Origin of the sequence: Pseudoduganella sp. LjRoot289 (assembly GCF_964252925.1) — a bacterium.
Classification (GTDB): Bacteria; Pseudomonadota; Gammaproteobacteria; order Burkholderiales; family Burkholderiaceae_D; genus Rugamonas.
On sequence record NZ_CAXUPN020000001.1, the window covers coordinates 2243851 to 2262475 of the forward strand.

At 65.8% G+C, this 18625-nt stretch carries 16 protein-coding genes; 7 read left to right on the top strand and 9 right to left on the bottom strand.

From position 1 onward, the window contains the following. Positions 1–9: 9 nt before the first annotated feature. From ACSQ8Y_RS09560 to cyoA, 5 genes are read right to left on the bottom strand one after another with little or no spacing between them, the layout of a single operon-like run. Positions 10–876: an SURF1 family protein gene (locus ACSQ8Y_RS09560; protein ID WP_436266215.1), complete on the bottom strand. Its 867-nt coding sequence runs from the start codon at positions 874–876 to the stop codon at positions 10–12. Beyond that, positions 873–1262, bottom strand: coding sequence for a cytochrome o ubiquinol oxidase subunit IV (cyoD, locus tag ACSQ8Y_RS09565; RefSeq protein WP_436266216.1), 390 nt, complete (start codon positions 1260–1262; stop codon positions 873–875). Before cyoD ends, ACSQ8Y_RS09560 begins: the two co-directional genes overlap by 4 nt. Continuing rightward, positions 1259–1870 carry a cytochrome o ubiquinol oxidase subunit III gene (gene cyoC, locus ACSQ8Y_RS09570; RefSeq protein WP_436266217.1) on the bottom strand — a complete coding sequence of 204 codons (612 nt, stop codon included), beginning with the start codon at positions 1868–1870 and terminating at the stop codon, positions 1259–1261. Before cyoC ends, cyoD begins: the two co-directional genes overlap by 4 nt. Next, positions 1863–3857 (bottom strand): cytochrome o ubiquinol oxidase subunit I, encoded by a 1995-nt coding sequence (gene cyoB / locus ACSQ8Y_RS09575; protein WP_436266218.1) that lies wholly within the window; start codon positions 3855–3857, stop codon positions 1863–1865. The genes cyoC and cyoB overlap by 8 nt, the downstream gene beginning before the upstream one ends. Beyond that, on the bottom strand, positions 3841–4851 hold the full coding sequence (cyoA, locus tag ACSQ8Y_RS09580; RefSeq protein ID WP_436266219.1) for a ubiquinol oxidase subunit II: 1011 nt from the start codon (positions 4849–4851) through the stop codon (positions 3841–3843). The genes cyoB and cyoA overlap by 17 nt, the downstream gene beginning before the upstream one ends. Before the next feature lie 132 nt (positions 4852–4983). Here cyoA and ACSQ8Y_RS09585 point away from each other — a divergent pair, with 132 nt between their 5' ends. Further along, on the top strand, positions 4984–6327 hold the full coding sequence (locus ACSQ8Y_RS09585) for an MFS transporter (protein ID WP_436266220.1): 1344 nt from the start codon (positions 4984–4986) through the stop codon (positions 6325–6327). A gap of 70 nt (positions 6328–6397) precedes the next feature. On the opposite strand, the gene ACSQ8Y_RS09590 is transcribed toward ACSQ8Y_RS09585, so the two are convergent. Next, on the bottom strand, positions 6398–6658 hold the full coding sequence (locus tag ACSQ8Y_RS09590) for a hypothetical protein (RefSeq protein WP_436266221.1): 261 nt from the start codon (positions 6656–6658) through the stop codon (positions 6398–6400). 352 nt (positions 6659–7010) lie between these two features. Here ACSQ8Y_RS09590 and ACSQ8Y_RS09595 point away from each other — a divergent pair, with 352 nt between their 5' ends. Then, positions 7011–8114, top strand: a complete 1104-nt coding sequence (locus ACSQ8Y_RS09595; protein ID WP_436266222.1) for a porin — start codon at positions 7011–7013, stop codon at positions 8112–8114. A 28-nt stretch (positions 8115–8142) separates the two neighbouring features. Further along, on the top strand, positions 8143–10239 hold the full coding sequence (locus ACSQ8Y_RS09600) for an ATP-binding protein (RefSeq protein WP_436266223.1): 2097 nt from the start codon (positions 8143–8145) through the stop codon (positions 10237–10239). On the opposite strand, the gene ACSQ8Y_RS09605 is transcribed toward ACSQ8Y_RS09600, so the two are convergent. Next, positions 10216–11082 (bottom strand): phosphate/phosphite/phosphonate ABC transporter substrate-binding protein, encoded by an 867-nt coding sequence (locus ACSQ8Y_RS09605; RefSeq protein WP_436266224.1) that lies wholly within the window; start codon positions 11080–11082, stop codon positions 10216–10218. The two genes, ACSQ8Y_RS09600 and ACSQ8Y_RS09605, sit on opposite strands and share 24 nt — an antisense overlap. Positions 11083–11258: 176 nt before the next feature. On the opposite strand from ACSQ8Y_RS09605, the gene ACSQ8Y_RS09610 reads away from it, so the two are divergent. After that, on the top strand, positions 11259–12623 hold the full coding sequence (locus ACSQ8Y_RS09610; protein WP_436266225.1) for an amino acid permease: 1365 nt from the start codon (positions 11259–11261) through the stop codon (positions 12621–12623). 99 nt (positions 12624–12722) lie between these two features. Further along, the gene (locus tag ACSQ8Y_RS09615; protein ID WP_436266226.1) at positions 12723–13496 is read left to right on the top strand and encodes a ferredoxin--NADP reductase; all 774 of its coding nucleotides are present in this window, start codon (positions 12723–12725) and stop codon (positions 13494–13496) included. A 56-nt stretch (positions 13497–13552) separates the two neighbouring features. Here ACSQ8Y_RS09615 and ACSQ8Y_RS09620 read toward each other — a convergent pair whose 3' ends face one another. After that, positions 13553–15769 carry a hybrid sensor histidine kinase/response regulator gene (locus tag ACSQ8Y_RS09620; protein ID WP_436266227.1) on the bottom strand — a complete coding sequence of 739 codons (2217 nt, stop codon included), beginning with the start codon at positions 15767–15769 and terminating at the stop codon, positions 13553–13555. Positions 15770–15980: 211 nt separating this feature from the next. Here ACSQ8Y_RS09620 and ACSQ8Y_RS09625 point away from each other — a divergent pair, with 211 nt between their 5' ends. Continuing rightward, complete coding sequence (locus tag ACSQ8Y_RS09625) at positions 15981–17291, top strand: esterase/lipase family protein (protein ID WP_436266228.1); 1311 nt, start codon at positions 15981–15983, stop codon at positions 17289–17291. Positions 17292–17294: 3 nt separating this feature from the next. Here the strand turns inward: ACSQ8Y_RS09625 and ACSQ8Y_RS09630 are convergent, their stop codons facing one another. Further along, positions 17295–18065 (bottom strand): Crp/Fnr family transcriptional regulator, encoded by a 771-nt coding sequence (locus tag ACSQ8Y_RS09630; RefSeq protein WP_436266229.1) that lies wholly within the window; start codon positions 18063–18065, stop codon positions 17295–17297. A gap of 222 nt (positions 18066–18287) precedes the next feature. Here ACSQ8Y_RS09630 and ACSQ8Y_RS09635 point away from each other — a divergent pair, with 222 nt between their 5' ends. Next, positions 18288–18503 (top strand): hypothetical protein, encoded by a 216-nt coding sequence (locus ACSQ8Y_RS09635; protein WP_436266230.1) that lies wholly within the window; start codon positions 18288–18290, stop codon positions 18501–18503. Positions 18504–18625: the final 122 nt, after the last annotated feature.

Here is an 18625-nt window from a genome sequence, read left to right on the forward strand (position 1 = left end):
TCGCCCGGTTTATGCGTCCGCTGCACGACCCGCGCGGCGGCGTTCGTCGCGGATCGCCCACGCCAGCGCGGCGGCCATCATGGCGGCCAGCGCGTACCAGGTGAGAGCATAAACCAAGTGGTTGTTGGGGAAGGAAATAACTGTCATGCCGCCGAACGGGCGCACGGCCTCGTCCAGGTCGGCCACGTACTGGCCGGCGTCGGCATCGACGAAATACGGCGCCACGCGGGCCGTGTTCAGGCCGCGCGCGGCGGCGATGGCGTAGACGTCGCGGCCATACCAGCGGTTTTCCGCAGGCGCGTTGCTGCGCAGGCCCAGCGGGCCCTTGCCCGTTTCACTGACCCGCAGCAGGCCGTTCAGGCGCACCGGGGCGCGGCCGGCCAGCGCGGCGGCCACGCAGGGGTCCGTGCCGACCGGGACCACGTTGGACACGCTGCCATCCAGCCCCGCCGCCGCGGTCAGCGGCACGAAGCCGCGATTGACGAGGACGGTGCCGCCGGTGACACAAAGGGGGGTGAGCAGCCAGAAGCCAGGGCCACGCTCGGTGGAGGCCTGCACTTTGGTGGCGTATTCGGGGAGCAAGGTGCCAGTCAGGTGGACATGGCGGTATTCGTCGGCTTCAGCCGAGATGTGCGCCCAGGCCGACGGCCCGGGGGCGGGAAGCGGCGCCGCGTGCACGCGCGCATCGACGCGCGCCGTCAGCGCCAGTTTCCATTGCAGGCGCTGGACTTGCCACGTGCCCAGCGCGAGCAGTACTGCAACAATCAGCACCGCGCAGGCCACCAGCGTGTAGCGCAGGCCTGCGGATCGCAGGCGCGGTACAGAGGCGGCGGTGGCGGCGGAAGACTCCGCCGGTCCGCGCGGCGCGGACATCATGGCATGTTGCGCATCTGATGCGCGTCCATGCCTGGCATCATGTTGGCGTTCATGTGGTACATGACCCAGATCGAGCCCGACAGGACGATGACCACCAGGATCAGCGTGAACATCATGGCCAGCAGCGACCAGCCGCCCTCCACTTTCGCGTTCATGTGCAGGAAGTAGACCATGTGGACGACGATCTGCACGGCCGCGAAGCCGAGGATGGTGAAGGCGGTGGTGGCCGGGTTGGCGAACACATTGCCCATCACCAGCCAGAACGGAATGGCGGTCAGGATGACCGACAGGATGAAGCCTATGGTGTAGGACTTCAGGCTGCCGTGGTTGTGGTCGTCGTGACCGTGGCCGTGGTCATCATGGCCGTGGTGATTGTGGTCGCTCATGGCAGTACTCCCATCAGGTAGACAAAGGTGAACACGCCGATCCAGACCACGTCCAGGAAGTGCCAAAACATGGACAAGCAAGTCATGCGGCGCATGTTTTCATGCGTCAAGCCGTGCTTTTTCAGCTGGAACAGCAGCGTGATCAGCCAGACGATGCCGAAGGTCACGTGCAGGCCGTGGGTGGCCACCAGCGCCCAGAACGAGGTCAGGAAGGCGCTGCGCTGCGGACCGGCGCCTTCATGCAGCAGGTGCATGAATTCGTACAGTTCCAGCGAGATGAAGGCCGCGCCGAACAGGCCGGTGACGATCAGCCAGCCCATGGTGGCGCCCAGGCGTTTGCGGCCCGCTTCCAGCATGGCGAAGCCGTAGGTGATCGACGACAGCAGCAGCATCGAGGTGTTCAGCGCCACCAGCTTCAGGTCGAACAGCTCGGCGCCGGTCGGGCCGCCCGCGTAGTTGCGGCCCAGCACGGCGTAGGTTGCGAACAGGACGGCGAAGATCAGGCAATCGCTCATCAGGTAGATCCAGAAACCGAGCAGGGTGCCGTTTTCCGGATGGTGCTCGCGGACGTAGTAGCGCGAGCTTGGGTTCAAAGTAGCGTCAGACATGGGCATTCAGCAGTTGGGTGCGAGCATTTTCGGTACGGACGACTTCGTCCGCAGGAATGTAGTAATCGCGTTTGTAGTTAAACGTGTGCGTGATGATGGCTGCCAGCATGGCCACGAAGGCCACGCCTGCGACGATCCACATCTGCCAGATCAGGGCGAAACCGACCGCCGCGCTGATGGCCGCGACCACGAAACCGGCCCAGGTGTTCTTGGGCATGTGGATGGCGACGTAGTCCGTCAGCGGACGCTGGTAGCCGTTCTTCTTCATGTCGGCCCAGGTGTCGTTGTCATGCACCATGGGCGTGAACGCGAAGTTGTAGTCCGGCGGCGGCGACGAGGTCGACCATTCCAGCGTGCGGCCGTTCCACGGGTCGCCGGTGACGTCCATGTTCTGCTTGCGGTCGCGGAAGGAGACCCAGAATTGCATCAGCATGGCGCCGATGCCGCCGGCGATCATGACCGCGCCCACGGCGGCGATCTGGAACCAGATCTGCAGCGAAGGATCGGTGAAATGGCTCATGCGGCGGGTCACGCCCATCAGGCCCAGCACGTACAGCGGCATGAAGGCGAAGTAGAAGCCGACGAACCACAGCCAGAACGACCACTTGCCCCAGTATGCGTTCAGTTTGTAGCCGAACGCCTTCGGGAACCAGTAGTTGATGGCCGCGAACACGCCGAACACCACGCCGCCGATGATGACGTTGTGGAAGTGGGCGATCAGGAACAGCGAGTTGTGCAGCACGAAGTCGGCCGGGGGGACGGCCAGCAGCACGCCGGTCATGCCGCCGATGACGAAGGTGATGATGAAACCGATGGTCCACAGCATCGGCACTTCGAAGCGGATGCGGCCGCGGTACATGGTAAACAGCCAGTTGAAGATCTTGGCGCCGGTCGGGATCGAAATGATCATCGTCGTGATGCCGAAGAAGGAGTTCACGCTGGCGCCGGAGCCCATGGTGAAGAAGTGGTGCAGCCATACCAGGTAGGACAGGATGGTGATCACGACGGTCGCGTACACCATGGAGGTGTAGCCGAACAGGCGCTTGCCGCAGTAGGTCGAGACGATTTCCGAGAACACGCCGAACACCGGCAGCACCAGGATGTACACCTCCGGGTGGCCCCAGATCCAGATCAGGTTCACGTACAGCATGGGGTTGCCGCCCAGCTCGTTGGTGAAGAAGTTGGTGCCGAAGGTGCGGTCCAGCGACAGCATGCCCAGCACGGCGGTCAGCACGGGGAACACGGCCACGATCAGCGCGTTGGTGCACAGCGCGGTCCAGGTGAACACCGGCATCTTCATCATGTCCATGCCGGGCGCGCGCATTTTGACGATGGTGACCACCAGGTTGACGCCGGACAGCAGCGTTCCCACCCCGGCCACCTGCAGCGACCATATGTAATAGTCGACGCCGACGTCGGGCGAGGCCAGGATGCCGGACAGCGGCGGATACGCCAGCCAGCCGGTGCGCGCGAATTCACCCACGAACAGCGAGGCCATCACCAGGATCGCGCCGAAGGCGGTCATCCAGAAGGAGAAGTTGTTCAGGAAGGGGAAGGCCACGTCGCGCGCGCCGATCTGCAGCGGCACCACGTAGTTCATCAAGCCGGTCACGAAAGGCATGGCCACGAAGAAGATCATGATCACGCCGTGGGCGGTGAAGACCTGGTCGTAGTGGTGCGGCGGCAGGAAGCCGGCCGAGTCGCCGAAGGCGAAAGCCTGCTGGGCGCGCATCATCAGCGCGTCGGCGAAGCCGCGCAGCAGCATGACCAGACCGAGTATCATGTACATGATGCCGATCTTCTTGTGGTCGATGCTGGTGATCCAGTCGCGCCACAAGGTGCCCCACAGGCGGAAGTAGGAGATGCCGCCGAGCAGCGCGGCGCCGCCCAGCAGGACGCCGGCGAAGGTCGCCAGCAGGATAGGCTCGTGGAAGGGAATCGCTTCCCAGCTCAGCCGTCCAAAGATGAGATCAGTATCGTGTTGCATTATTGCTCTTCAAGGAAAGATTAGGCGTTGCGATGGGCGCGGTTGGCGTATTGCACAGCTCGGCCGCGGTCTTGGCGCGAACGATGTCGTCAGCCATCATCTTGTTGATGCAGGTCGCGCCGTCGCCGACGCAGCGGTTCAGGATCGCGTCGTACAGGTCGGCCGACACGGCGCCGTAGTAGCGCACCGGCTCTTTTTCGCTCGGCTTTTCCAGCACCTGGTAGTTGGCGCGGTCCAGCACGGCGGTGCCGGCGCTGCCCGAGGCCTTGACCTTGGCGACCCACTGCTCGAACTCGGCATTGCTTACGCCGTGGTACTTGAAGCGCATGTGCGAGAAGCCGGCGCCGCTGTAGTTGGCCGAGAAGCCGTCGTACACGCCGGGCTTGTTGATGACCGCGTTCAGCTGCGTCTCCATGCTGGGCATCGCGTAGATCATGCCGGCCAGGGCGGGCACGTAGAAGGCGTTCATGACGTTGGACGCGGTGATCTTGTAACGCACGGGCACGTCCACCGGGGTCACCAGTTCATTGACGGTCGCGATGCCCTGCTCCGGGTAGATGAACAGCCATTTCCAGTCCAGCGCCACGACCTGCACTTCCAGCGGCTTGACGCCGACGGCCAGCGGGCGCTGTTCGTCGATGCGCGACAGCGGACGGTAGGGGTCCAGCTTGTGGGTGCTGATCCAGGTCAGCAGACCCAGCACGATGATGATCAGCAGGGGCGCGCCCCAGATCACCAGCTCGAGCTTGGTGGAATGATCCCAGTCGGGTTCATATTTGGCTTCGGTGTTGCTCTGGCGGTATTTCCACGCGAAGAACAGGGTCAGGGCGATGACCGGGACGACGATCAGCAGCATCAGCAAAGTGGACACGACCACGAGGCGTGCCTGCTGGGCGGCGATGTCGCCGGACGGGTTCATCACCACGGTGTTGCAGCCTGCCAGCAACAACAGTGGCAAAAGAGCCAGTCCACGGTGTTTCATAGGAGATTTCATGCGGGAATGTACGTTACATAAAATGAATAACATGGTACTGTAACCATAACGGCTGGCCTTGGACATTGGACACTTTGTCCTACCCTGGGGCGGTCCGTTGTATAACTATTATGCGAGACAAGGAATATGGCCATGACGATAACATTCAACGGCGATCTTCCCGCCGAACATCCATCGCGTCAAACTAGTCAGGGCGCACGTAACATCAATGCCAGGGACGGGCATATTGCCCCCGGTGAAATAGCCATCGGGGTAGTGATAGGCCGGGCATCCGAGTATTTCGACTTCTTCGTCTACGCCATCGCCTCAGTGCTGGTGTTCCCGCAAATCTTCTTCCCCTTCGAAAGCCGCCTCGACGGCACGCTGTACTCCTTCGTCATCTTCGCCTTCGCCTTCATTGCACGACCGATAGGTTCCATTTTGTTCATGGAACTGCAGAAGCGGCTCGGGCGCGAAGCCAAGCTGACCGCCGCCCTCTTCCTGCTCGGCACCTCCACCGCCGGCATCGCCTTCCTGCCCGAATACGCGGACTGGGGCGTTACGGCCATCATCATGCTCTCGCTGCTGCGCATCGGCCAGGGCATTGCCCAAGGCGGTTCGTGGGACGGCCTGCCCTCGCTGCTGGCGCTGAACGCGCCGGAGAAGAAGCGCGGCTGGTATGCCATGCTGGGCCAACTGGGGGCGCCGGTCGGCTTCATCATCGCGGCCGGGCTGTTCTCCTTCCTGCTGGCCGAACTGGACACGCTGGACTTCCTGAGCTGGGGCTGGCGCTATCCTTTCTACGTCGCCTTCGCCATCAACGTGGTGGCGCTGTTCGCCCGCCTGCGCCTGGTGTCCACCGCCGAATACTCGAAGCTGCTCGACGAGCACGAACTGGAGCCGACCGGCGTGGTCGAACTGGCCCGCTCGCAAGGCCGCAACGTGCTGATCGGCGCCCTGGCCGCGCTGGCCAGCTACGCGCTGTTCCACCTGGTCACGGTGTTCCCGCTGTCCTGGATTAACATCTATTCGACCCGTTCGCTGAGTGCATTCCTGCAGTTGCAGATGGTGGGCGCGGTATTGGCGGCGGGCGGCATCGTCGCCTCCGGCCTGCTGGCCGACCGCTTCGGCCGCCGCACCACGCTGGGCGCGCTGGCGGCGCTGATCGCCGTGTTCAGCGGCTTCGTGCCGATGCTGATGGACGGCGGCGACACCGGCCAGAACGTGTTCCTGATGGTGGGCTTCAGCCTGCTGGGTCTGTCCTACGGCCAGGCCGCCGGCGCCGTGACCGCCAACTTCCAGACCAAGTTCCGCTATACCGGCGCGGCCTTGACGTCCGACCTGGCATGGCTGGTGGGCGCCGGCTTCGCCCCGCTGGTCGCGCTGGGCCTGTCGGCCAACTTCGGCCTTGCTTATGTCAGCCTGTACCTGCTGTCCGGCGCGGTCGGCTCGCTGGCGGCACTGAGCCTGAACCGGGCGCTGGAAATCCGCGACTGACGATCCGCGAGCGACCCGCCCGCGGCGGCGCCGCAAAGACGAAGCCCCTGCATCACCTGCAGGGGCTTTTTTACGTCCGCAATTGCTTGGCGTATCCGCTCTCCCGGCGCCGGGCGGCGGCGTTGGACAACACACGCAGTATGGTTTGCGGATCGACCGAATGGGCCATCAGATAGGCCCAGGCGTTGGCGGCGCCCTTGACGGCGTCTATCTGTATGCCTTCGTCAATGACGCGGGCGAGGACGTGGTTGGTCCTGGTCCGCGTCGCTTTGCCGCCATTGCTGCCATTGTTGCCATTGCCGCCATTGCCGCCATTGTTGCTACCGTTCATCGCTATCGTCTCCTTCGTGCTGCCTACGAGCATTCTAGGTAGGCAAGTGCCGCATAGGCACGGAGGGTTGCGCTGGTTCGAGGCGCAAGTATGGTCGTAGACCGTCTGTCCTAGACAGTGCTGAAAATAGTAGCATGGAATGCGACGCCTTGGTTAATACCAATTCGCTATTAACCACGGTTGAGTGCGCTATGGCGGGCAGACCACCCGGCGGCCGCGCGCGCCGGTTCTCGCTGATCTACCCGCCGCGCCGTGGCTGCACGGAATTTCCAAGAAACTATTATTCGCGTATGCAAGGTGTTACCATCAAGCAGAGCGCCACGGTCCGCCGCTGGCGCATGAGGAGCCCGGCATGCAATGTTCAGCACGCTTCTACCGCAACGCCGCCGCGCTGCTGGCGGTCTGCGCGAGCAGCCACGCGCAGCACAGCGTGGCGCCCTTCGGCACGCTGGACGTCACGTTCGAGTCCGTGCGCGCAGGGCCGCCCGCCTCCGCGCTGCGCGTCAGCAGCAACAGCTCGGGCTTCGGCGTGCGCGGCAGCGAGCAGCTCGGCGGCGGCATGCAGGCCTTCTACCAGATCGAAGGCGGCTACAGCGTCGATACCGGCATCGGCGGCCTGAATACGCGCGACACCTTCGCCGGCCTGTCCGGACCGCTCGGCAGCGTGCGCGCCGGGTTCATGAGCACGCCGCTGCGCGCCCTGGGCGGACGCCTCAACTTCGTGCCCGGCGGCACCTCCATCGCCAACAATATGGGCGTGATGAGTACCCTCAACGGCTTGCACGCCGGCCTCAACGCGCGCCTGCCCAATTCCGTGCAATACACCGCGCCGCCGGTGGCGGGCGTTGCCGCCACGCTGCTGTACGCTCCCGGCGAGGCGCGCCCCGGCGGTTTGAACGACTACAGCACAGGCGCCGGCCTGGCCTACGACAGCGCGCCCTGGTATGCCGGCTGGGCCTACGAAAACCGGCACGCGCAGCAAAAGCAGTCGCTGGGCAACTCCAGCGACTGGGAAAACCGGGCCGTACTGCGCTACACCCAGGGCGCGCTGGCGCTCAACCTGGGCTGGGACCGTCTGGGCTCGCGCGGCCTGTACGGCGGCGCCCACGGCGCCGTCGCGCGCGACGCCTGGACCGTCGGCGCCATGCTGCGGCACGGTCCCCACGATGCGATGCTGCACTATACCCGCGCAGGCCGCCTGAAGTGCAGCGGCGCCGCCGACAGCGGCCAGTGCGCGCCAGCCCTGGTGGGCGCCACCGGCGCGCGCCAGCTGTCGCTGTTGTACCACTACACTTTCAGCCGCCGCACCATGCTGATTGCGTTCTACAGCAGGATCAGCAACGGCGCCCAAGGCCGCTACGACTACGACGCCAATCCCGTCGTCGCGGCGCTGGGCTCGCGTGCGCCCGGCGCCGATCCAACCGGCGTAGGCTGGGGGCTGCGGCACTCGTATTAGAATGGCGGCCCCGACAATCTGACAGCCAATGAACATGTTCAAGCATTTCAAGCCGGGCTCGTTGCGCTTTCGCGTGGTGATTGCCAGCGTGGCAGTCGAAGCCGTACTGCTGACGGTCATGATAGGCAATTCGGTGAGGCTGATCGACAACGCGGCGCAAGCGAGCGTCGCCGCCGCGCTGGCCCAGGCCGTGCCCATGCTGAACGCGGCCGCCGCGCCCTACCTGCTGGAGCGCGACTACTCCGGCCTGCAGGATTTTCTGGACGCCATCGTCGGCGCCGAAAGCCGCGAGCTGAGCCAGGTCAGCATGAGCGAGGCCAGCGGGCGCGAAGTGGCGCGCGCCGGTCTGCCGCGCGGCGCCGCGCTGGCACCGCCCAGCGCCAGCGTGGCCCAGGCGATGGACGAAGGCGTCTACCGCGCGGAGCGCCCGGTCGCCATCGGCGGCGAGCGGCTCGGCACCATGCGCATCGGCCTGTCGACCCGCATCGTGGCCGACACGCGCGCAGCGATGGTACGGCAGGGCTTGCTGATCGCGCTGGCCGAGATCGCGCTCAGCGTGCTCGTGCTGGGCCTGCTCGGTTTCTGGCTGACACGCCACCTGGAACGCGCGGCGGCCGCCAGCCGGGCCATCGGCGACGGCGACTACACGATACGGCTGTCCGAGCAGGGGGGCGGCGAGGTGGCTGGGCTGGCGCGGGCGGTCAACCGCATGGCCCAGGAGGTCGAGCACCGCGAACACGCGCTGCACGCGCTGAACACGGCGCTGGAACAGCGCGTCGCGGAGCGCACCAGCGCGCTTGCGCTCAGCGTGCAGGAGCAGCGCACCATCCTCGACAACGCCATCGTCGGCATCATCTTCATCCGCGACCGCACCATCTTGCGCTGCAACCGCGGCTGGGCCGATCTGCTGGGCTACAGCTGCGAAGAGCTGGAGGGCCGCAGCACCCGCATCTATTATCCGTCGGACGAAGCGTACGGCTGCCTCGGCGAACAGCTCTACCCTTCCATCGCGGCCGGCCAGGCCATCTACGGGGAATCGTCGTTCGCGCGGCGCGACGGCAGCCTGATCGACTGCAGCTTCCAGGGCAAGGCCATCGATCCGGCAGACCCGTCCAAGGGCAGCATCTGGGTACTGCAGGACATCACGGCGCGCAAGGCCGCCGAGCGCGAGCTCGATCAGCGCACCCGCGCCCTGCAGGATTCGCTGGCCCAGCTGCGCAGCACCCAGCTGCAACTGGTGCAGGCCGAGAAGCTGGCTGCGCTGGGCCAGCTGGTGGCAGGCATCGCGCACGAGCTGAACACGCCGATCGGCAACATCGTCACCATGACCTCGGCGCTCGACGACATGATGACGGACGCGTCCGACGCGCTGGCGCGCGGCCAGCTCACGCGCATCAAGTTTGAACGGCTGGCCAGCGAGGGCAGCAAGGCCAGCGAGGTGGTGCTGCGCAACGCCGCCCGGGCCGCCACCTTGATCGACAAGTTCAAGCTGGTGGCGGCCGACCACACGCAGGATCATCGCTGCCGCTTCGGCCTGGGCGCCCACGTGCGCAACGTGCTGGCCGGCGTGGAACAGACCTTGCGCGGCCAGGGCGTGGCGCTGACGGTCGACGTGGCACAGGAGGTGCAGATGGACAGCTACCCCGGCCTGGTGGCGCAAGTGCTGATCGGGCTGGTCAACAATGCGCTGGACCACGCCTGGGGCGGCATCGCCGAGCCGCTGCTGCGGGTGCGGGTGGACGCATTGCCGGATGGCCGGGCAGCCATGGTCGTCAGCGACAACGGCCGCGGCATCGCCGCCACCGTGCTGCCGCGCATCTTCGAGCCCTTCTACACCACCCGGCGCGGCGCCGGCCATGCCGGGCTGGGCCTGCACATCCTGCACAACGTGGTCACCGCCGCGCTGGAAGGCGAGATCCATGTCGCCAGCCAGGCCGGTATCGGCACCGCAGTCTCGTTGACACTGGCCTGTGCGCCCGGCTTGGCCGACGGCGCCGGCCAAGGCGCACGCATGGAACGTGTCGAACGCGGCGAGCAATCCTCGCCCTCCGCGCAGGCCGGGCCGCCTGTCGCGGCCACGGCCACGGCCACCGCATCCGGCCTAGGGCCGCTTGCCCAGTCCTAGCTGCTCGAACTGCTTGCTGGCGGCGCGCACCGCGTCAAAATCGCTGTCGCGCGTTTCGCCGAAGCCGCGTACCGAGGCGGTCGCCAGCGCCTTCTTGCCCTGCGGGCTGCGCGAAATGCGCAGGATGGCCTGGGTGATGCGCGCCAGTTCCGCGTCGCCCATGTCCGGGCGGGCTATCCACACGCCGTGCGGGATGGGCGGCGAGCTCCACAGGATGCGCAGCTCGTCGAGCTTGACGCCATACTTTTCGGTGAGCTGGTTGTCCGCCATGGCGCCCGCGTCGGCCAGGCCGTTGTAGACCGCGATCGCCGCGTTCGGCTGCTTCTTGACATGGTCGATCCGGCCCAGGTCGGCCAGTCGCACGCCCTGGCGCGCCAGCTCCAGCACCGGCATCAGGTAGCCGGAGGTCGATTTGACGTCGGTGAAGGCGAAGCGCTTGCCGCGCAGCTGGCGCACCGACGTGATGCCGGAATCCTTGCGCACGAAAATGATGGCGTGGTAGGAGTCGCCGTCGTCCTCGATGTAGCGCACCAGCAGGCGGGCGCCGAAGCCGTCGCGCGCGCTGACGTAGCCGAAGGCGCCGGTGCCCGCAATATCGACCTGGCCGGCGCGCAGCAGGCGCAGCGTGTCCTCGTAGTCGCGCCCAGCCACCAGCCGCACCGGCACGCCCAGCTCGGCCTCCAGCTCGCGCGCGAAGGGGCCGAAGTTGTTCAGCAGCTCGATCGCCGACAGATTGGGATTGGCGGCCAGCCGCAGCACCGGCGGCGCCGGCAAGCCTTGCGCCGTGGCCCGCCAGGGCAAAGCCGCGCCCAGCAGCGACATCATGAAAATACGCTTGTCCAAGCGCGCCTCCTTCTTTATTGCCCATCATCCCACGGCGTGGCCACTGTTGCAACGGCGGACTTTGGCGGCCCGGATCTCCCCCGCAGCGCCGTCTATGCTTTAGAATCACTGGCTTCCACGTGTTGCATGATTATCCACATCGGCACGTTTTTAAAAAAGATCAGGGACCAAGAGACATGATTGAAGACGGGAAGAACGAACTGAAACGCGGCCTCAAGAGCCGCCACATCCAGCTCATCGCGCTGGGCGGCGCCATCGGCACCGGCCTGTTCCTGGGCATCGCGCAAACCATCCAGATGGCCGGCCCATCGGTGCTGCTCGGCTACGCGCTGGCCGGCGTGATCGCCTTCCTGATCATGCGCCAGCTGGGCGAAATGGTGGTCGACGAGCCCGTGGCCGGTTCCTTCAGCTACTTCGCCGACAAATATTGCGGCAACATGGCCGGCTTCGTGGCGGGCTGGAACTACTGGGTGCTGTATATATTGGTGAGCATGGCCGAGCTGACCGCGGTCGGCATCTATGTCCAGTACTGGTGGCCGGCCGTGCCGACCTGGGTGTCGGCGCTGGCCTTCTTCCTGATCATCAACACCATCAGCCTGCTCAACGTGAAGGCCTTCGGCGAGATGGAGTTCTGGTTCGCCATCATCAAGGTGGTGGCCATCGTCGCCATGATCGTGTTCGGCGTCTACCTGCTGGCGTCCGGCGCCGCCGGTCCGGAAGCGTCCGTGGCCAACCTGTGGCGGCACGGCGGCTTCTTCCCCAACGGCCTGGGCGGACTGGTGATGGCCATGGCCGTCATCATGTTCTCCTTCGGCGGGCTGGAACTGGTGGGCATCACCGCCGCCGAGGCGGACGATCCCTCGGTGACCATCCCGAAGGCCACCAACCAGGCCATCTACCGCATCCTGATCTTCTACATCGGCGCGCTGGGCGTGCTGCTGTCGCTGTACCCGTGGACCAAGGTGGTCACCGGCGGCAGCCCCTTCGTGCTGATCTTCCACGCGCTGAACAGCAATCTGGTGGCCAACGCCCTCAACGTGGTGGTGCTGACGGCCGCGCTGTCGGTGTATAACAGCGGCGTGTACTGCAACAGCCGCATGCTGTTCGGCCTGGCCAAGCAGGGCAACGCGCCGCGTTCGCTGCTGATCGTCAACAAGCGCGGCGTGCCGCTGGCGGCGCTGGGCGTGTCCGCGCTGGCGACCGGCATTTGCGTGGCCGTCAACTACTTCCTGCCGGCGCAGGCCTTCGGCATGCTGATGGGCCTGGTGGTCTCGGCCCTGATCATCAACTGGGGCATGATCAGCTGGATCCACCTGCGCTTCCGCGCGCAAAAGCAGCGCGCCGGCCAGGCCACCAGCTTCCGCAGCCTGGGCCATCCGCTGACCAACTACCTGTGCCTGGCCTTCCTGGCCGGCATCCTGGTGGTGATGTATCTGACGCCGGACCTGCGCCTGTCGGTCTACCTGATCCCGGTCTGGCTGCTGGTGCTGGGCGTGGGCTACTGGAGCAAACAGCGCCGTTTACAGCCGGCCGGCGTATAAGCATATAAGTATCGTGTCGCAGCGCCCCCGAGACAGGAGGCGCTGCCATCCGCTACAATGTCAGTTACGCCATTCATTTTTCAATCGGGATTTAGACCAATGAGCAACATGAACGAGGAGCGCGTTTTAAGCGTGCATCACTGGACGGACACCCTGTTCTCCTTCACCACGACGCGCGACCCCGCTTTGCGCTTTTCCAACGGCCACTTCACCATGATAGGTTTACGCGTCGACGGCAAGCCGCTGCTGCGCGCCTACAGCATCGCCAGCGCGAACTATGAAGACCACCTGGAATTCTTCAGCATCAAGGTGCAGGGCGGTCCGCTGACCTCGCGCCTGCAGCACCTGCAGGTTGGCGACACCGTGATCGTCGGCCGCAAGCCGACCGGCACCCTGGTGTCGGACTACCTGCTGCCGGGCAAACGCCTGTACATGCTGTCGACCGGCACCGGCCTGGCGCCGTTCATGAGCATCGTGCGCGATCCGGAAATCTACGAGAAGTTCGACCAGCTGATCCTGGTGCACGGCGTGCGCCAGGTCGACGAACTGGCCTACCACGACCTGCTGGTGGAGCATTTGCCCAACCACGAGTTCCTGGGCGAACTGGTGTCGAGCAAGCTGCGCTACTACCCGACCGTGACGCGCGAAGAGTACAAGAACATGGGCCGCGTGACCGAACTGATCGAGAGCGGCAAGCTGTTCGAGGACCTCGGTGTGCCGGAACTGAACCCGAATGAAGACCGCGTGATGATCTGCGGCAGCGCCGACATGCTGCGCGACCTGAAGGAAATGCTGGAAGCGCGCGGCTTCAACGAAGGCAACACGTCCACCCCTGGCGACTTCGTCATCGAGCGCGCGTTCGCAGAGAAGTAAGCCTGCGGCACCACCCCAAAAACCCTGACTGGCTCAGGGTTTTTTTTCGGCCGGCTTCAGGCCTCGCCGGCGATGGCCCGCTGCAGGTCGCCGATGTCGGCCGGCTTGGTGAGGTGCATGTCGAAGCCGGCGGCACTGGCACGCTGCTTGTCCGCCGCCTGGCCGTAGCCGGTCAGGGCGATCATGCGCAGCGGCCATTTGGCCTTGGCCCGCAGCGCGGCAGCCAGCTGGTAGCCGCTCATGTCCGGCAAGCCGATATCGACCACGGCCACTTCGGGCCGCAGCGCCGCGAAAGCGTCAAGCGCGTCGAGCGCGCTATGCGCGGCCAGCGCTTCGTGCCCGCTCAGCTCGAGCAGATTGCGCAGGCTGTCGGCCGCGTCCTGGTTGTCGTCGACGACCAGCACGCGGCGCGGCGCGGCCGGCTGCGGCGGCTCGGCGCCGTCGCGTATCAAAGCCGGCTCGGCGATGGCCGGCAGCAGCACTTCGAAGGCGCTGCCCTGCTCCTGCCCGGCACTGCTGGCGTGGACGCGGCCGCCGTGCAGCAGCACCAGGTTGCGCGCGATGGCCAGGCCCAGCCCCAGGCCGCCGGCGGCGCGCGCCAGCGGCTGCGGCGCCTGGTAGAACGGTTCGAAGATGTGCTCCAGCATGGCCGGCAGCATGCCCACGCCGTGGTCGCGCACCACCAGGCGCGCGTGCATGCCGCTGGCCTCCAGCATCACGACGATGGCGCCGTCGCCGCCGAAGCGCACCGCGTTCGACAGCAGATTGGTCAGCACCTGCACCAGCCGGCTTTCGTCGCCGAACACCCACAAGCTGCCGGGCATCTGCACCGCGATGGCCGGGCCGCGCGTCTTGGCCGCGTTGGCCGCGTCCACCGCCTGCGCCACCACCGAGCACAGGTTGACCGGCGCCTTGTTCAGTTCCAGCTTGCCGCGCGTGATGCGCGACACGTCGAGCAAGTCGTCCACCAGGCGCTTCAGGTGCGTGACCTGGCGCCGCATCACATCGCGCTCGCGCTGGTAGACGCCCTGCTCGCGCGCGGCCATCAGGTCGAGCGCGCTGACGATGGGGCTGAGCGGATTGCGCAGTTCGTGGCCCAGCACGGCCAGGAAGTCGTCTTTGGCGCGGCTGGCGCTCTCGGCCCGCGCCAGCGCGTCCTCCTGCGCTTTCAGCGCGCGCTCGAGCGAGGCCAGCAAGCGGCTGCGCTCCTGCTCGTGCGCGGTGCGCTGGTAGGCCGCCGCGTCCAGGGCCAGGCCCATCAGGTTGACTTCATAGATGCCGGACGGCGCGATGTGCACCGGTTCGCCGCGCCCCAGGCGCACGGCCTGCTCTTGCATCGCGCTCATGGCCGACACGGTGCGGCGCGCGATCATCGCCGCCAGGCCGGTGCACAGCAGCAGCGAGGCGATGATGGCGCCGGCGTAGATCGCCACGCTTTGCAGCAGCGTACGGGTCAGCTCGGCGGTCGGCGCGCCGACCGCCACGGTCCAGCCGTGGCGCGACTGGCGCGTGTAGGCCGTCCTCACTTCCTGGTTTTCCAGCGTGCGCGTGACGCCCACGCCTTCCATCGGCCCGGTCTGCAGCAACTGCGCCAGCGACGGGCTGGCGCCGGTGGCCAGGGTGTGCTCGTGGTCGAGCGAGCGGGCCACGCGCAAGCCCGTACTGTCGAGTACGCTGATCACCCAGCCGTCCGGATTCTTCTGCCGTTGCACCAGCTTCAGGATGCGGCTGGGCTGGATGGCGGCTGTCAGCACAAACTGGCGGTTGGCGCCGTCGCTGACCGGCACCCGTACCGGGAAGGCCGGCCTGGACAGCTGGCCGAACGCGATGCGGCCGACCACGGGCTGGCGCAGCGCCATGGCGCGCTGCAGGCTGTCCGGATCGATCACGCGGCCGTCCTGCGAACCAAAGGGCAAGGAGGTCTTGAACACCATCTCGCCGGTGGCGTCGGTCAGCACCACGCTGGACCAGTCGGACTGGGTCTGCACCTGCTCCTTGGCAAACTCGTAAAAAGCTTCCATGTCGCCGTTGGCCAGCGCGGGCGTGCGCGCCATGGTGCGCAGCGTGGCGATCCAGCCGTCCAGCTCGGCATCGACCGCGCTCGACAGGGCGCGCGACAGGTCCAGCATCGAACGCTCCAGCTCGCGCCGCTGGTAGTCGGCCGTGGTTTTCACGCCCCAGGCGCCGATCAGGATCAGCGGCAGGAACCCGATGGCGGTCAGCAGGACCAGCAGATGGCGCAGGCGGACCGGGGCTCGGGTGTGGGATAGCATCTGGGAAATGGGAGGTGGTTTGCACCATTATAGCGCTGCTGTTGCCGCGTCCGGTTCCGTTACACACGGCAATTTTTGCGATTATTGTCCATGACAAGGCTTGCCGATCCATGCGATTGGCTCGCGCGGCAGCATCGCGGCGGGCCGGCAGCGCCGCCGGGCGTGGTGAAATGGTGTCAGCGCAACCTTACCCACCACCGGAGACCGCACCATGAAATTGCTGGCAAAAATCGCCCTCACCGCCTGCCTCGCCACACCGGTAGCACACGCAGCCAACAACCATCCCATCGTGCTGGTGCATGGTTTCCTGGGCTTCGGCCCGGATTCGCTGCAAGGCACCGGCTTCTCCTACTGGGGCGGCTTCAACGACATCGCCGCCCATTTGCGCAGCAGCCAGCATCCCGTGTACGCCGCCGGCGTGGGGCCGGTCAGTTCGAACTGGGACCGGGCGGTGGAACTGTACTATCAGATCAAGGGCGGCTGCGCCGACTACGGCGCGCAGCACGCCGCGCAGCATGCAGCCGACGGCGAGATCCAGCAGCCGGCTGGCAAATGCTGGGCGGCGGACCCCGCCAATAATCCGAACAACTATCCGCTGGCGCTGTACCCGTCGTGGGACGCGCAGCATCCCGTCCACCTGGTGTCGCACAGCCAGGGAGGGCAGACCGTGCGCACGCTGATCCAGTTGCTGGAAAACGGCTCCCCCAACGGCAACGAGGGCGGCGGCGCCCTATATACAGGCGGAAAAATCGGCTGGGTGACCAGCGCGGCCACCATCGCCACCCCGCACAACGGCACCACGCTGCGCGACGTGATCGTCGACTTCGTGCCCAAGGTATCCGAACTGGCGGGCCAGATCGTCGAGGTGGCGGGCCTGGGCGGCAGCACGGCGGCTTACAAGTTCCGCCTGGAACAATACGGCCTGGCGCAAGGGCCGGCCGAATCGATCGCCGACTTTATCGGCCGCACCGACGGCGCGCCGTTCTGGAACCTGGACAACCACGACGCGGCGCAATGGGACCTGGGCCCGGACGGCGCCGCCGAACTGAACGCCTGGGTCAAGACCTCGCCCAACGTCTATTACTACTCGATCGGTTCGCGCGCGACCGCGCAAGGCAGTTTCTGCTGTAACGACACCGACCGCCTGATCGCGCCCTTCCAGAGCAGCAGCTACCAGTACGCCCGCAACGACATGATCTTCTTCCTGAAGAACACGGCCGGCGAATGGGTGGTGCCGTCCATCCTGCAGCCGGGCATGGGCTCCTACCGCCAGAGCGCGGCAGGCCGGGTGCCGACCGACTCGACCTGGTATCCGAACGACGGCGTGGTCAACACGGTGAGCATGCGGGCGCCGGCCGGGCAGCCGGTGCGCAACTACAACGGCAGCTCGGTCAAGGGCAGCTGGAACTATCTGGGCTATGTCGACCAGTACGACCACTTCGACGTGATCGGCTGGGACCAGCTGCCGGGCGGGGTCTATCCCATCTACGACAATCTGGCGGCCATCCTGTACGGGCTGTAGGCCTCAGGCGGAAAGCGTGTCCGGCGCGCTGGCCAGGCGGGCGGCGAAGTAGCAGCCGCAGCCCGCGCCCAGTTCGAGGCCGCTGCGGTCGAGCACGACGATCACGCCGCGGCGGCACTGGATCACGCCCTCTTGCTGCAGCTTGCAGGCGGCCGCCGTAATGCTTTCGCGGCGCACGCCCAGCAGGTTGGCGATGGTTTCCTGGGTCGCCTTGATCTCATTGCCCAAGGAACGGTCCAGGCGTTCCAGCAGCCAGCGGCACAGTTTCTGGTCGATGCTGCTGTGGCGGCTGCTGACCACGTTCTGCGCCAGCTGGGCGAACATGCGGCTGGTGCAGCGCATCAGCTGGTGGGCCAGTTCGCCTCCCTCGGCGAACATGTCGCGCAAGGTGTCGGCATCCAGGCGGTAGCCATAGCCTGCGGCTTGCACCACGGCGGTGCAGCTGGCGCGCTCGCCGCGGTAGATGGCGACCCCTGCCACGCCTTCGCGGCCCACCACGGCAATCTCGGTGGTGGCGCCCTCCTCGTTGATATATTGCAGGGACACGATGGCGTTGGTCGGGAAATAGGCGTATTCGAGCTGTTCGCCGAAGTCGTACAAGCGCTTGCCGGGGCTCAGCTGCACCAGTTCCAGTTCGGGGAACAGGCGTTCGAGTTCGGCCAGGGGCAATGCGCGCAACACTTCGTTTTGCTGGGCACCGGCCAGGGATACGGCCTGCGGGCCCGTGGTCTGTCGGGTCGCTGCGCAGGACTCGGTCGTGATGGCGTTGTACATGGAAGGCACCTGGTCAATGTTGTTGTTTTGCTTGCCTCTACTTTATTGCCTGCAATAGCTCAGCAGTATCGGAGTGGGGGATGGCCGCGTGTAGTACATCGGCATGCAAAAATGTCGTCTTATTCCTACGTAAGGTGAGGTAACGCACATTCAGCCGTGCCGAGCTGCCTGATAATGGAGTCTCCAGCAGCCCAACGCTTAACTTCAGTTCGACCTATTCCGATGGACAACTACGCTCAAGCCCTGTACGCCCTGAAACGCCAGAAACTCGCCGTCGAGCGCACGCTCGGCGCCAGGTCGACCGAAGAATGCGTGGTGGCATCGCGCTGGGTGAGCGCCTGGCAGAAGCTGGTGCAGGCCAAACTGGAGCGCAGTCCCGGCGCGCCGGTCGCGCAGAGCCGCTACGTGGATCACCGCACGGGCCGCTTATTGCACTGACGTTGCGCCGAAGTTGCACTGATGCCGCGCTGATATCGCGCTCAGCAGCGCCCCCTCCAAACTGTCTCCCTGCCATGGTGCGCGCAGTGTGCCGTGTGCTAGTATGCGGCAGCATCCGGCCA